The organism is Microbacterium alcoholitolerans, assembly GCF_050408615.1.
Lineage (GTDB): Bacteria > Actinomycetota > Actinomycetes > Actinomycetales > Microbacteriaceae > Microbacterium.
This window is the reverse complement of the sequence record NZ_JBNTKD010000002.1, coordinates 172795-186898: the sequence shown is the minus strand read 5'-3', so window position 1 is coordinate 186898 and position 14104 is coordinate 172795. Positions and strand designations below refer to the sequence as shown.

Annotated in this window: 13 protein-coding genes; 9 read left to right on the top strand and 4 right to left on the bottom strand. The window is 69.6% G+C overall.

What is annotated here, in order from left to right; all coding sequences use genetic code 11:
- Positions 1-26: 26 nt before the first annotated feature.
- Positions 27-1706, bottom strand: a complete 1680-nt coding sequence (pgi, locus tag ACQUSX_RS15135) for a glucose-6-phosphate isomerase (RefSeq protein ID WP_428907672.1) — start codon at positions 1704-1706, stop codon at positions 27-29.
- Between the two features lie 61 nt (positions 1707-1767).
- On the opposite strand from pgi, the gene ACQUSX_RS15130 reads away from it, so the two are divergent.
- The 4 genes from ACQUSX_RS15130 to ACQUSX_RS15115 all read left to right on the top strand — a co-directional run bounded on the left by ACQUSX_RS15130 (position 1768) and on the right by ACQUSX_RS15115 (position 5102).
- Positions 1768-2610, top strand: coding sequence for a sulfurtransferase (locus ACQUSX_RS15130; RefSeq protein ID WP_428907673.1), 843 nt, complete (start codon positions 1768-1770; stop codon positions 2608-2610).
- Positions 2611-2655: 45 nt separating this feature from the next.
- The gene (locus tag ACQUSX_RS15125; protein WP_428907674.1) at positions 2656-3054 is read left to right on the top strand and encodes a PLDc N-terminal domain-containing protein; all 399 of its coding nucleotides are present in this window, start codon (positions 2656-2658) and stop codon (positions 3052-3054) included.
- 180 nt (positions 3055-3234) lie between these two features.
- Positions 3235-3849 (top strand): winged helix-turn-helix domain-containing protein, encoded by a 615-nt coding sequence (locus ACQUSX_RS15120; RefSeq protein WP_428907675.1) that lies wholly within the window; start codon positions 3235-3237, stop codon positions 3847-3849.
- On the top strand, positions 3846-5102 hold the full coding sequence (locus tag ACQUSX_RS15115) for an MFS transporter (protein ID WP_428907676.1): 1257 nt from the start codon (positions 3846-3848) through the stop codon (positions 5100-5102). Before ACQUSX_RS15120 ends, ACQUSX_RS15115 begins: the two co-directional genes overlap by 4 nt.
- Before the next feature lie 9 nt (positions 5103-5111).
- On the opposite strand, the gene ACQUSX_RS15110 is transcribed toward ACQUSX_RS15115, so the two are convergent.
- From ACQUSX_RS15110 to ACQUSX_RS15100, 3 genes are read right to left on the bottom strand one after another with little or no spacing between them, the layout of a single operon-like run.
- Positions 5112-6074: an epimerase gene (locus ACQUSX_RS15110; protein ID WP_428907677.1), complete on the bottom strand. Its 963-nt coding sequence runs from the start codon at positions 6072-6074 to the stop codon at positions 5112-5114.
- Positions 6071-6688, bottom strand: coding sequence for a DUF4166 domain-containing protein (locus ACQUSX_RS15105; RefSeq protein ID WP_428907678.1), 618 nt, complete (start codon positions 6686-6688; stop codon positions 6071-6073). Before ACQUSX_RS15105 ends, ACQUSX_RS15110 begins: the two co-directional genes overlap by 4 nt.
- A gap of 52 nt (positions 6689-6740) precedes the next feature.
- Complete coding sequence (locus ACQUSX_RS15100; protein ID WP_428907679.1) at positions 6741-7925, bottom strand: ROK family protein; 1185 nt, start codon at positions 7923-7925, stop codon at positions 6741-6743.
- Between the two features lie 114 nt (positions 7926-8039).
- Here ACQUSX_RS15100 and ACQUSX_RS15095 point away from each other — a divergent pair, with 114 nt between their 5' ends.
- From ACQUSX_RS15095 to ACQUSX_RS15075, 5 genes are read left to right on the top strand one after another with little or no spacing between them, the layout of a single operon-like run.
- Entirely contained in the window at positions 8040-9146 is a 1107-nt protein-coding gene (locus ACQUSX_RS15095) for a Gfo/Idh/MocA family protein (RefSeq protein ID WP_428907680.1), read from the top strand.
- Positions 9143-10693: a sugar ABC transporter ATP-binding protein gene (locus ACQUSX_RS15090; protein WP_428907681.1), complete on the top strand. Its 1551-nt coding sequence runs from the start codon at positions 9143-9145 to the stop codon at positions 10691-10693. Before ACQUSX_RS15095 ends, ACQUSX_RS15090 begins: the two co-directional genes overlap by 4 nt.
- Positions 10690-11766 (top strand): ABC transporter permease, encoded by a 1077-nt coding sequence (locus tag ACQUSX_RS15085; protein ID WP_428907682.1) that lies wholly within the window; start codon positions 10690-10692, stop codon positions 11764-11766. The genes ACQUSX_RS15090 and ACQUSX_RS15085 overlap by 4 nt, the downstream gene beginning before the upstream one ends.
- The gene (locus ACQUSX_RS15080; RefSeq protein ID WP_428907683.1) at positions 11763-12851 is read left to right on the top strand and encodes an ABC transporter permease; all 1089 of its coding nucleotides are present in this window, start codon (positions 11763-11765) and stop codon (positions 12849-12851) included. Before ACQUSX_RS15085 ends, ACQUSX_RS15080 begins: the two co-directional genes overlap by 4 nt.
- Positions 12851-14059, top strand: coding sequence for a substrate-binding domain-containing protein (locus ACQUSX_RS15075; RefSeq protein WP_428907684.1), 1209 nt, complete (start codon positions 12851-12853; stop codon positions 14057-14059). The genes ACQUSX_RS15080 and ACQUSX_RS15075 overlap by 1 nt, the downstream gene beginning before the upstream one ends.
- Positions 14060-14104 lie beyond the last annotated feature (45 nt).

The following is a 14104-nucleotide window of genomic DNA, read 5'->3' as shown; positions in this document are numbered from 1 at the left end:
CGCGTCAGCCAGAGGAGCGCCGCAGATCAGCTGCGGTGCTCCTGGTAGTACGCCAGCAGTGCCCGGGTTGACGCGTCCTGCGCAGCGACAGCATCCGCGTCCCCGTCGATCGCGGGCGCGATCTGCAGTGCGAGCTGCTTGCCGAGCTCCACGCCCCACTGGTCGAACGAGTTGATGCCCCAGATCGTGCCCTGGGTGAAGGTGATGTGCTCGTACAGCGCGATGAGCTGACCCAGCACCGCAGGGGTCAGTGCAGGCGCGAAGATCGAGGTCGTCGGGCGATTGCCGCTGAAGGTGCGCGCGGCGACGAGCGCGCCGGTCGTGCCCTCGACTTCGACCTCTTCGGCTGTCTTGCCGAACGCGAGCGCCTTCGTCTGAGCGAGGAAGTTCGCCAGGAACAGCGCATGGACGTCCTGACCGTCGTCGCTGAGCGGATATGACGGGTTCACGAAGGCGATGAAGTCCGCCGGGATCAACCGCGTGCCCTGGTGGATCAGCTGGTAGAAGGCGTGCTGGCCGTTGGTGCCGGGCTCGCCCCAGAACACCTCGCCGGTCTCAGTGGTGACGGGCGTTCCATCCCACCGCACCGACTTGCCGTTCGACTCCATCGTGAGCTGCTGCAGATACGCGGGGAAGCGGCTCAGCTGCTGGGCGTAGGGCAGCACCGCGTGGGTCTGCGCATCGAGGAAGTTCGTGTACCAGACGTTGAGCAGCCCCATCAGCACCGGCACATTCCGATCCAGGGCAGTGGTGCGCACGTGCTCGTCGACGGCGTGGAAGCCCGCCAGCAGCTCGCGGAACGCATCCGGGCCGAGGGTGATCGCCAGCGACAGTCCGATCGCCGAGTCGACCGAGTAGCGTCCGCCGACCCAGTCCCAGAACCCGAAGGCGTTGGCGGGGTCGATTCCGAACTCGGCAACCTTGTCGAGCGCGGTCGAGACAGCGACGAAGTGGTGGGCGACAGCATCCGTCCGGCTCTCGTCGTCGCCATCCACGACGCCGGATGCACCGAGACCTGCCCACAGCCATTCGCGCGCGAGGCGCGCGTTGGTGAGGGTCTCGAGCGTGGTGAAGGTCTTGGATGCCACGATGAACAGCGTCGTCTCGGGATCGAGGTCCGCGGTCTTCTGCGCGATGTCCGTGGGATCGATGTTCGACACGAAGCGCGCTTCGATCCCCGCATCCGCATACGGCTTGAGTGCCTCGTAGACCATCACCGGTCCGAGGTCCGAGCCGCCGATGCCGATGTTGACGACGTGGGTGACCTTCTTTCCCGTCACGCCGCGCCACTCGCGCGAGCGGACGCGCTCGGCGAACGCTGCCAGAGCATCGAGCACCTCGTGCACGTCGTGGTCGATGTCCTGGCCGTCGACGACCAGCTCCGGCGACGCGTCGGCCGGGCGCCGCAGCGCGGTGTGCAGCACCGCGCGATCCTCTGTGGTGTTGATGTGCTCGCCCGCGAGCATGGCGGCGTAGCGCTCGGCGACGCCGGTCTGCTCGGCCAGGCGCACGAGGGATGCTACGACCTCATCGGTGACGAGGTTCTTCGACAGATCCACGTGCAGATCGGCGAGCGGCAGCGACAGGCGCTCGACGCGTCCGGCATCTGCGGCGAACCAGCCGCGCAGGTCGGGGGAGAACGCGTCGCGGATCGCGGTGAGCTCGGCCCAGGCGGCAGTGGTGGTGGGATCGATCGGCGCTGTCATATCCCCACGTTAGCGCCAGCGACGGATGCCGGTGCGGGGTGTTGCGCGGTAGCGTGAGCGCATGTCGAGTGCATCCGAGAACCCGCTGATCTCCGTCGACGAGCTGCGCGACCGCCTCGACGAGGTGCACGTCCTGGACGCGCGCTGGCGTCTCGGCCATGATGACGGCCGTGAACAGTACCTGGCCGGGCACATCCCCGGTGCCGTGTTCGTCGACGTCGAGGGCGAGCTGAGCCGTCACGGCGAGCTGCACGAGGGCCGGCATCCGCTTCCCGGCGATGAGTCGCTGGCCGAGGCCGCGCGACGCTGGGGCATCCGAACCGGTGATCCGGTGGTGATCTACGACGATGCGCGGATGTCGTCCGCCTCCCGCGCCTGGTGGGCGCTGCGTCGTGCCGGTCTCGCGGACGTGCGGGTGCTCGACGGCGGCTGGCGCGCGTGGCTGGCGGCCGGTGGTGCGTCAGAGACGGGCGACGTCGCTGTCGCACCCGGCGACGTCGCACTCGGCTCACCCGCTGGCGAGGGCATCATCGACATCGACGCGGCTGCGGCCTGGCCCGGCACCGGGGTCCTCGTCGATGTGCGCACCGCCGAGCGCTACCGCGGCGAGAGCGAACCGATCGACCCGGTCGCAGGCCACGTGCCGGGGGCGAGGAACCTTCCCATCGCCGAGGTCGTCACGGCCGAGGGGCGCTTCGCACCGGCATCCGACATCGCTGCCGCATTCGACGCCGTCGGCGCCACCGGCGAAACCCCGATCGCGGCCTACTGCGGGTCGGGCATCACCGCAGCGCAGTTCGCGCTGGCGGGCGCGATCATCGGCCGCGACGTCACAGTGTTCCCCGGGTCGTGGAGCTCATGGTCGAACACCCGCGGACGCCCCATCGCGACCGGTGACGACTGAGAAACGATCCGCCGCCGCAGTCGACGATCCGGTTACCCTGAGAACATGCCATTCCTGTTCACGCTGCTCATCATCGGACTGATGGTGTTCGCCGTCGTGGACATCATCCGGCGCGATGATTCGCAGGTCCGCTATCTGCCGAGAATCGTGTGGCTGTTCCTCGTCATCATCATCCCGCTCCTCGGCAGCGTGCTGTGGTTCGCGCTCGGCCGGGTGTATCCGGAGGGCGGCATCACGCTGGGACGAACGCCGCGCGCGGCCTCCACGGGACCCCGATCCTCGGTGCCGGTGACACCCGTCGTCCCGCTCGACACGCGCACCACCGAGGAGCAGATCGCCGACCTCGATCGCGAGATCGAAGAGTGGCGTCTGCGGCAGGAGATCGAGAAGCGCAAGCAGGAGCGCGAGGGCCCTTCGGCGGGCGCGGGCGCGCAGGACGAGTAAGACCCGCGCCGACGGCAACCGTTGCCGGGCTCCGGCGGCTCGCTGCCGTGGGAGTCGAGCCTGCTCGAATTCACCTCTCAGCTACGACGACTGACGCGGAACAGCAGCGGTCGTCACAGTGTGCACAATATCTATGCAAAGGACTTGTGCATACCCGATCGGCGTGCCACGCTGGTGCACATGACCGAGAAGGAGCCCCAGGGGATCAGGCTCGATGAACGCCAGCTTCGGGTGCTCGCGCACCCCATGCGCGCCCGCATCCCTGGGCTGCTGCGCATCGGCGGTCCCGCGACGGCCACCGACCTCGCCCGCCTGCTCGACACGAACTCGGGTGCGACGAGCTACCATCTGCGACAGCTCGCCGAGGTGGGCCTGGTCACCGACACCGGTGAGGGAGTCGGACGGCGCCGCGAGTGGCGGGCCAGCAGCGAATTCCATTCGTGGGTGCCCTCCGACTTCGACGACCGCCCTGACGCGGCCGCCGCCGTGGGCTGGCTGCAGCGTGCCTACCTGCGCGAGTTCGTCGAGCGCGCAGAGCGATGGGAGGATGCCGCGCCGCAGTGGCCGAAGTCCTGGCGCGACGATCTCGGCCTCAGCGACACCTTCGTCGAGGTGACGCCGGCACAGGCGCGGGCGCTGCGAGACGAGATGGAGGCGCTCTTCGAGCGGTATCGGCATGTCGGAGCCGGTTCCCCCGACGCGGTGCGTCTGCACGTCACGACACACGCAGCGCCGCTGTCCCTGACCACCCCCGCCCCTCCGGCAGGTGTGTCCGACCCGCGCCCGAGCGCATGAACAGGCCACCCCTCACCAGGCGCCAGGCCGAGCGGCGCTTCGTGCTGCTCTCAGTCGTGCGGTGGCTGCCGGTCGGTCTCACCATCGGCATGACGGTGCTGCTGCCACTCGAGCGCGGCCTGAGTCTCGCCGAGATCGGCGTGCTGCTCTCGGTGCAGGGCTTCGTCGTGCTCGGGCTGGAGCTGCCCACCGGCGGTCTGGCCGACGCCATCGGCCGGCGCCCGCTGCTGCTGGCGGCATCCGCGCTCGCCGTGGCATCGACGATCGTGTTCCTGACAGCCGAGTCGTTCGCGGTCTTCGCGCTCGCGCTCGTGTTGCAGGGAGTGTTCCGCGCGCTGGACTCCGGTCCGCTGGAGGCCTGGTTCGTCGACGTCGCGCTCGCGGATGATCCCGACGCGCCCTTGGACGTGCCGCTCGGGAGGGCCGCGGCCGCCCTGGGTATCGCGATCGCCGCGGGAGCTGCGGCCGGCGGTGGGCTGGTCGCCTGGCATCCGATCGAGGGAATGTCGGCACTCGTGCTGCCCTTCATCCTCGCGGCCACGCTGTACGCGGTGTCCGGAGTGCTCGTGGCCGCACTCGTGCGCGAGCCGGCCAGGGGACGCGTCACTCTCGCGTTCGCCGTGCGCGAGACACCGCTCGCAGTGAGGGGCGGCCTTCGACTGCTGAGACGCTCAGGAGCGCTGCGCGCGCTGGTGACGGTGGAGGTGTTCTGGAGCGTCGCGATGATCGCCTTCGAGTCGCTGACTCCCATCCGCCTCGCCGAGCAGCTCGGCACGGAGAGTGCGGCAGCAGCCGTGTTCGGGCCGGCATCGGCCGTCGCGTGGGGCCTGTTCGCCGTCGGATCCTCGTCGGTGTCCCTGCTGCGCAGACGACTGGGCACCGCGGGCGCAGCGATCGCGATGCGGGTGGTGAACGGCGTGTTCGTCGTGCTCATGGGGCTGGCCGCCGGCCCCGTCGGGCTGCTGATCGGCTATGGCCTCGCCTATCTCACGCATGGCGCCGCCGGCCCGGTGCACAACGCGCTGCTGCACCGGCAGAGCGGCTCGGAGACGAGGGCCATGGTGCTGTCGATGAACTCGATGATCGCCGGGGGCGCGTACAGCCTCGGGCTGCTCGTGCTCATGCCGCTCGCCCAGGTCACGAGCCCGGTCGTCGCGATGGTCGCGGCGGGAGCGTTCAGCATCGTCGGTGCACTCGGCTACCTGCCCGCGCTGAAGCAGGAGCGCGGCGGCGAGGCCGTCGCGACGTCCTGAGCGGCGCGATCAGGCCGTGGCCGGCTCCGTGAACGCGGCGCGCAGCGCCTCCTCGAGCTCCGGATGCTGGAACTCGTACCCCGCGTCGACGAGCCGTTCGGGCAGCACCCATCTGCTCTTCAGAATCAGCTCGGTCTCGGTGCGGATTCCCATGGCGCCGATCTCGAGCATCCATCGCGGTGTCGGCGGGCCGAACCGCACGCCCAGAGCGCGTCGCACCGCCGCCATGAACGTGCGGTTGTCGACGGGGTTCGGTGCGGCGGCGTTTATCGGGCCCTCAAGATGCGGATGCCGCTCGAGGAAGTCGATGATGCCGAGCACGTCGTCGACGTAGATCCAGCTGAAACGCTGACGTCCGCCCCGGGCTCCCGGCAGGTGCGCGGTTCCCGCGGCACGCCGCGCAGCCGACACCGGCCAGCGGCCGTCGAGCTGCGTTCCGCCGAGCCCCAGCCTCGCGAGCGTGCGCAGCGGGCCGAGCACCCCGGCATCGCCGAGCACGATGGCCGTGCGCAGGGCGACGCGGCGGGTGTGCGGCAGGTCGGGTTCGTACAGCGCGCGCTCCCACGCCTTGGCGACCTCCACGGAGAAACCGGTGCCGATCTCGCCCGCGGTCTCGGTCATGGGGTGATCCTCGGCGTGCCCGTAGATGGTCGCGGTCGAGGAGTTGATCCACAGCGGCGGGGGAGAGGATGCCCGGGCAATGGCCGCGCTCAGTGCCGCCGTGGTCTCCAGCCGCGAACGGAAGATCTCGGCACGGTTCGCCCGCGTGTAGCGGCAGTTGACGCTCTTTCCCGCCAGGCCCACGACCAGCGCCGCGCCGTCGACGGCCGCATCTATGCCGGACTGCTCGTGCCAGCCCAGGTCGGCATCCGAGCGCGAGATCGTGACCACCTCCCGCCCTTCGGCGAGATACTTCCGCTGCAGGTGGCGTCCGATGAACCCGGTCGATCCGCCGATCACGACCCGGCTCACGACACGTCTTCCAGCCGGTAGGTGAACACGCCCTCGTACTCGTAGACGCGCCCGAGCAGCGGAACATCGATCGTGAGCGCCACACGCTGACGGCCGGCCTGCCTTTCGGCGCTCTCGCACAGCCGCACGATGGGTGCGAGCGGCCGCGGCACCAGGAGCCTGAAGCGGCCCAGGCGGATGCCCACCGATCTGCTGCGCAGAGCGAGCGCGTCGCCGTCGACGGTGACGTCGAAGACGACGGCGACGGTGACCGGCTCTCCGAGCTGATCGAGCACGCGGCCGTGTGCGGTGGAGCCCGCCGAGTCGCGCATCGTCCAATCCTCGTCGGGCAGATGCAGGGTGCGCTCGCCGATCACGCGGCTCGCGACGCTGACGTTGCGCACGGTGAACGGCACGTTCTCATGCCAGCCCGCGTACACGACGCCGTGTTTCTGCAGCCACCGCAGCACCGGCCACAGCCAGCGGCGCGGCGTGCCGATGCGTGAGAAGGTGCCCTCGCCGACGCCCACCTGCCCGGAGGGCACGGCCGAGAAGTAGGTGCGCAGTGCCGGATGCAGCTGTGCGCGCTGTCCGCCCAGCGCTCTCAGATAGGGGGAATGCGGGACGTGTTCCACACTTCGAGACTATCCCCGAAGCGCTGTCGTCACTGCGGCCGCGGCCGTCGGCTCAGCCGACGGCGGCGATGCGCGCGTCGACACTCGCGGGCGAGAGCACGTGGCGCGCGACCATGATCGCGGCGCCCAGCACGCCGGAGTGCTCACCGGCCTGGCTCTGCACGATGGTCAGATGCTGCGTGGCCAGGGGGATGGAGCGACGGTAGACGACTTCTCGCACGCCGGCGAGAAGATGCTCTCCGGCACGTGCCACGATGCCGCCCAGTACGATGACCGACGGGTTCAGCAGGTTCACGACCGTCGCGAGCACCTCGCCGACATCGCGTCCCGCCTGCCTGGTCGCCTCGATCGCGGCAGGGTTGCCGGCGCGGACGAGGTCGGCGACGTCGGCGCTTCCGGCGGCCTCGATGCCCTGTGCGCGCAGCACGGCGGCGATCGCCGTGCCGCTCGCGATCGCCTCCAGGTCACGGTCGTCGTCGAGGGGACGCGCGCTGTCGGCGGACCGGGGCACCTGCACGTGACCCAGATCGCCCGCTGATCCCTGGGCGCCGCGCTGCAGCTGTCCGCCGCTGATCAGGCCGGCGCCGATGCCGGTGGCGACCTTGATGAAGATCAGATCGCGGGTGTGCGGCCACGACGTGGCCTGCTCGCCGACGGCGAGGATGTTCACATCGTTGTCGACGAGCACAGGAACATCGAAGCGGCGCTGCACGTAGCCTGGCACGTCGAAGCGGTCCCACCCGGGCATGATCGGCGGGTTCGTGGGGCGGCCGGTGGAGTGCTCGACCGGCCCGGGGACCCCGATCCCGACGCCGAGCAGCGGCAGTCCTGTGCCGGCGAGCAGTGCGCCCCCGTCATCGAGCAGTCGATCCAGCAGCGGCTCGGGGCCGTCGCCGATGTCGATGCGCCGGGTGAGAGCGTCGAGGATGCTGCCGGCGAGATCGGCGATCGCGACGGTGGCGTGCGTCGCGCCCAGGTCGATCGCCAGTGTGACGCCGGCGTGCGGATTGAACGCGAGCCGCGCGGGAGGGCGCCCGCCGGTGGAGACCGCCTCTCCGGCGCCCTGGATCAGTCCCGCGGCGAGCAGTGCGTCGATGCGCGCGGCCACCGTCGACCGCGACAGCCCCGTGGAGGCGGCGATCTCGGCCTTGGTGCGCGCGCGACCGTCGAGGAAGAGCTGGAAGATCTCCCCGGCGCCCGCCGTGCTCGCTGGGGCGGAGCGCATCACATCGACCATTTCGCCAGTAAAGCACACCCTTTCAGTGCATCACCAAACATCTTCTGCGCGTGCAGCACAAAGCTTTTGCTTAAACAGTGGCAGAAGTCGCGAAACTGTGTCAGACTCACCGACATGACAACGGATGTCACTCACACCGGCATCGGAACGATCCGAACCGGCATCCTCGGCGGAGGATTCATGGCGCGCGTGCACCGCGCAGCGTCCCGCGACGCGGGCGGGCGGCTGGTCGCCGTGGCGACATCGACCGCCGCGGGCTCCGAGCGCGCCGCCGTCGCCCTGGGGGCCGAGCGCTCGGCACCCGACGCGGACACGCTGCTGCAGACCGACGACGTCGACCTGGTGCACATCTGCACTCCCAACGACAGTCACGCGTCGCTCGCGCTGGACGCACTGCGCGCCGGCAAGCACGTCGTGTGCGAGAAGCCGCTGGCGACCAACGTCGGAGACGCCCGTGAGCTGGCCGCGCTGGCGGCAGCATCCGATCTCATCGCGGCGGTGCCGTTCGTCTACCGCTACCACCCGATGGTGCGCGAAGCGCGCGCCAGGGTGCAGCGCGGCGAGCTCGGCGCGCTGCTCACCCTGGACTGCTCATACCTGCAGGACTGGATGCTGCTGCCCAGCGACGACGACTGGCGGACCACGTCAGCGGGCGGCGGGTCGCGCGCCTTCGCCGACATCGGATCGCACCTGTGCGACTTGATCGAGTTCATCACCGGCGAGCGCATGTGGCGCCTGAGTGCCCGCACCCGCACCGTGTACGACGAGCGTGCCGGACACGCCGTGGACAACGAGGACATCGCGGCGCTGCTCGTCGAGACCGAGTCGGGGGCGCTGGGCACCCTGCTGATCTCGCAGATGGCCGCGGGCCGGAAGAACGCGCTCGTGATCGAGCTGCATGGATCGCATCAGGCCCTGCGCTTCGAGCAGGAACGGCCGGACGAGCTGTGGCTGGGGGCACGCGAGGCATCCAGGATGCTCGCCCGCGACCCGGCCACCGCAGCGCCGGATTCCGCGCGGCTGCAGCGGGTGCCCGCCGGGCATCCGATGGGCTACCAGGACGCGTTCGACGCCTTTGTCGCCGATGTGCATGCGGCGATCGCGGGGGAGCAGCCGGAAGGGCTGCCCACCTTCGCTGACGGGCTGCGTGCCGCCGTGCTCACCGATGCGGTGCTGCGCTCGGCCGCCGAAGACGGACGCTGGGTGGAGGTGGCGGCGTGAGCGAGGCGCTGGATGCGACCACCGAGGCCGAGGGCGAGATCGGCGAGCAGGTGCTGGTCGTGCGCGGCGTGGGCAAGTCGTTCTTCGGCGTGGACGTGCTCGAAGGCATCGACTTCGATGTGCGTCGCGGCGAGGTGCATGGGCTCGTCGGCGAGAACGGCGCCGGCAAGTCCACGCTCATGAAGATCATCGCCGGGGTGCAGCCGCCGGATGCCGGTGAGATCGAGTACGGCGGGCGCGAGGTGCACTACTCGCACCCGAGGCAGGCGATGGATGCCGGCATCGTGACCGTCTTCCAGGAGTTCACGCTGCTGCCTGAGCGCACGGTCGCGCAGAACGTGTTCCTCGGCCGCGAGCCGCGACGCGGCGGCTTCATCGACAACCGCGCCATGGCGGCCCGCACCAGGGAGCTGCTCGAGGAGCTCGGCGTCGACTTCATCGACCCGCAGGAGCGCGTGCGCTCGCTCACCGTCGCCGAGCAGCAGATCGTCGAGATCGTCAAGGCGCTTTCGTTCGACGCCCAGGTGATCTCGATGGACGAGCCGACCGCCGCTCTCAGCGATCGCGAGGTCGAGCTGCTCTACGCCATCGTTCGACGGCTCACCTCTCGCGGCGTCGCCGTGATCTACGTCTCGCACCGTCTCAAGGAGATCTTCGACCTCTGCGACCGCATCACCATCCTCAAGGACGGCCGGCGCGTGTCGACCGGTGCCGCTGACGACCTGACCACCGACGAACTGGTGCGCCGCATGGTCGGCAGACCCATCCAGTCGTACTTCCCCGAGCCTGTCGACGGCGCCCGCCCGGGCGCCGCGCGGCTCGAGCTCGACGGCAGCGGCAATGCCTTCGTCGACGGCGTCTCGCTGACCCTGCGCGCCGGTGAGATCGTCGGTGTGGCAGGGCTTCAGGGCTCCGGACGCACCGAGCTGGTCGAGGGCATCTTCGGCGTGCAGCCGTTCACCCGCGGAGCGATGCGCATCGACGGAGACACTGTGCGCTTCCGCAGCGCCCGCGCGGCCGTGCGGGCGGGGCTCGCCCTGGTCACCGAAGACCGCAAGGCACAGGGGCTCGCCCTCGGCCAGTCGGTGCTCGACAACACGCTGCTCGTGATGCGCAGCGTCTTCGCCGGGCGGACCCGCGGCGCGGCATCGCGCGCACCCGGCATCCTCAGTGCTCTCGAGATCAGCTCGCGCGGCACCGCTCAGGAGGTGCGATTCCTCTCCGGCGGCAACCAGCAGAAGGTCGTGCTGGCCAAGTGGCTGCTCACCGAGCCCCAGATCGTGCTGTTCGACGAGCCCACCAGAGGGATCGACGTCGGCGCGAAGTACGCCGTCTACACCCTGATGCGCCAGCTCGCGGCCGAAGGCAAGGCCGTGCTGATGGTCTCCAGCGAGCTGCCCGAGGTGATCGGCATGAGCGACCGCATCCTCGTCATGCACGACGGCGAGCTCACCGCGGAGCTGCCCGCGGGGTCGGCCGAGCACGAGATCCTCGCCGCCGCGACCGGCGCACCGCAGCAGGACCCGGCCACGGGAGGGACCCGATGAAGAAGATCCGCATCGACGCACCCATCATCGTGCTCGCGATCCTCGTGCTCGTGCTCATCGTCGGCGCCGTGCTCACCGCGAGCGTCGGCCGCAACTTCTTCAGCGACGGCAGCATCCGCGACATCCTCACCGGCATGAGCGTGCTGGGACTGGTCGCCATCGGCCAGACGCTGGTGATCGTCGGCGCCTCGCTCGACCTCTCGGTCGTCTACGTGGTGAGCATGGCGAGTCTCATCGCCGCGATCACCATGGACGGAAACCCCGCCAACATCCCCTACGCCGTGGCGCTGACGCTGCTCGTGTGCGCGGGCATCGGCCTGGTCAACGGCCTGATCGTCACCGTGCTGAAGGTCAACGGCTTCATCACCACACTCGGCGTCGGACTCATCCTGCAGGGCATCCTGAACACGGGGTTCCAGGGCTCGGCAGGCAAGGTGCCGTGGGAGTTCCAGCTGCTCGGTGCGACGGGGATCGGCCCCGTGCCGCTGTCGACCGTGATCATGATCGCGCTCGCCGCGGCGGTGTGGTTCCTGCTCGGACGCACGCGCACCGGCGCCCACCTCTTCGCTGTCGGAGGCGATCCCGAGATCGCCCGGCTCTCGGGCGTGCGCACTCGACCACCGCTGATCGTGGCGCATACCCTGTGCTCGCTGTTCGCCGGGCTCGCGGGCCTGCTGCTGGCCAGCCGGCTGGGCGTGGGCACGCCGACCGTCGGTCAGCAGGGCGGTTACGACCTGCTCTCGATCGCGGCCGTGGTGCTCGGCGGCACGCTGCTGCTGGGCGGTCGCGGCTCGATCTGGGGCAGCATCGGCGGCGTCGCGATCCTCGCGGTCGTCGACAGCGTGATGAGCGTGATGCAGGTCAACCCGTTCCTGAAGGACGTGGTGCGCGGCATCGTCATCATCGCCGCCGTCGCCGTGTACAGCCGTCGGGCAGTCATCCGGCGGCGCACCCGCTTCGGCCCCGGCGGCATACGCAGCAGCTCGGATGCCGACGCGCGCGCCGCCGAGCCGGCGATGGCCGCTGCCGCGGCGGACCTTGCGAATGACACCACGGAAGGAGGCGCACGATGAGCTTTCTGCGCACTCTGGTGAGCCCCCGCGGTGCGGTTTTCCTGCTGCTCGTGCTGCTGCTGATCGCCGTGATGATCATGAACCCGAACTTCGCCGAACCGGGCCAGCTGATGCGCTTCATCCAGCGCGTCGCCCCGATCGCGATCGTGGCCATCGGCCAGTACTTCGTCATCGTCGCCGGCGAGTTCGACCTCTCCCAGGGCTCGCTCATCACCGCTCAGGTCATCATCGCCGGCAACCTCGTCGGGAACGACGACGCGAAGACGGTGCCGGTACTGCTGCTCATGCTGGCGTTCGGCATCCTGGTCGGCCTGGCCAACGGCATCCTCACCACCCTGCTCAAGGTGCCCTCTTTCATCGTGACGCTGGGCATGATGCTCGCGCTGCTCGGCGGCGCGATGTGGTGGACGGGCGGGGCAGCCACCGGCAACCCCGCCGACAGCTTCCGGCAGATCGGACGCGGCGGTATCCGCGACGTGCCGGTGCTCGACTTCATCCCATGGTCGTCGCTGATCCTGATCGGTTGGCTGGCACTGGCGATCTGGGTGACCAAGCGCCCGCTGGGCAAGCTGCTCATCGCGATCGGCGACAACGCCCGGTCGGTCGACTACGCCGGCGGACGGCGGGCCTGGGTCACCACGCAGGCCTTCGTGATCTCGTCGGTCTCCGCCACCCTCTCGGCTGTGCTGCTGGTGGGCTACGCGGGCGTGCATCCCTCGGTCGGCCAGGGCTACGAGTTCATCTCGATCACCGCCGTGGTCCTCGGCGGCGTGGTGCTCGGCGGCGGACGCGGCTGGGTGGTCGCCGCCGTCGCGGGCGCCTTCGTGCTCGAGGCGCTGTTCATGCTGCTGAACATCCTCGGCGTCCCATCGACACTGCGCGACGCCGTGCAGGGCGTCATCATCATCGCCGCCGTCGCCTACTCCGCGGTCGCCTTCCGGGCGCGCCGCCGGAACGGTCCGGCCGCACCGTCTTCTCCCGACCAGGGGAAGGAGCCGGATCCGTCTCCCGACGACCCGGCTCGCCAGTCCGCGACACCTGCTCTCGCCACGGAGGGCGCCACACAGATCAGAGGAGAACAGTAATGCGTCGATCAATGAAGATCGCCACCGCCACGGTGGCCGTCTTCGGTCTCATCGCGTTGGCCGGGTGCACCACCGACCCGTCTGTCGCGCCGCCCGAGACCGAGGAGTCCGAAGCGCCCGAGTCGAACGATGAATGGTTCGACCAGGCCCTGTTCGACAAGCAGTTCGCCGAGCGCGATGTGCAGCCCGAGGGCCCGAGTACCGAGCCGTACCTGCAGCACATCAACGCCGAGATGGTCGACACCTCGGAGTTCGCGAGCGAGGGCGCGAAGAAGGCATGCTTCGCGAACGCGTCGATCTCGAACCCGTGGCGCCAGACCGGCTGGATCACGATGAACGAGCAGCTCAAGGTACTGCAGGAGGACGGCGTCATCAGCGAGATGGAGACCCGCGATGCGCAGGACTCCGATGACACCCAGATCGCCGACATCGACTACTTCATCGCCGAAGGCGGCTGCGACGTCTTCCTGATCTCGCCCAACAGCACGGCGGCCATGACCCCGGCCGTCGAGCGCGCCTGCGAGACCGGCAAGCCGGTGATCGTCTTCGACCGCGGTGTGAACACCGACTGCCAGGTGACGTTCATCCACCCGATCGGCGGCTTCGCCTGGGGCATCGACACCGCCGAGTTCCTCATCGACAACCTCGAGGAGGGCGACAAGGTCGTGGCGCTGCGCATCCTGCCCGGTGTCGACGTGCTCGAGCACCGCTGGGCCGGCGCGAAGAAGCTGTTCGCCGAGGCGGGCATCGAGGCCGTCGACCACTTCACCGGTGCCGACCCGGCCGAGATCAAGAACATCATCACCGACGAGCTCGCCAAGGGCGACGTCGACGGCGTGTGGATGGATGCCGGTGACGGCGCCGTCGCCGCCATCGAGGCATTCGAGGACGCGGGCGTCGACTACCCGGTGATGACCGGTGAAGACGAGATGAGCTTCCTGCGCAAGTGGAAGGAGACCGGGATGACCGCGCTCGCGCCGGTGTACTCGAACTTCCAGTGGCGCACGCCGCTGCTCGCCGCGCAGAAGATCTTCGCCGGCGAGGAGATCCCGAAGGAGTGGGTGCTGCCGCAGACGCCCATCACCGCGGCCGAGCTCGACGATTACCTCGCCGCCAACGAGGGCATGCCCGACGGCCACTACGCGAAGTTCGGCGGAGAGAACCTGCCCGGCTACCCGCAGGTCTGGCAGGACCGGGTCATCCCGTGACCTGCCGCACCGGTCCGGCAGCACAGGGGAGCGGCTGCCGGACCG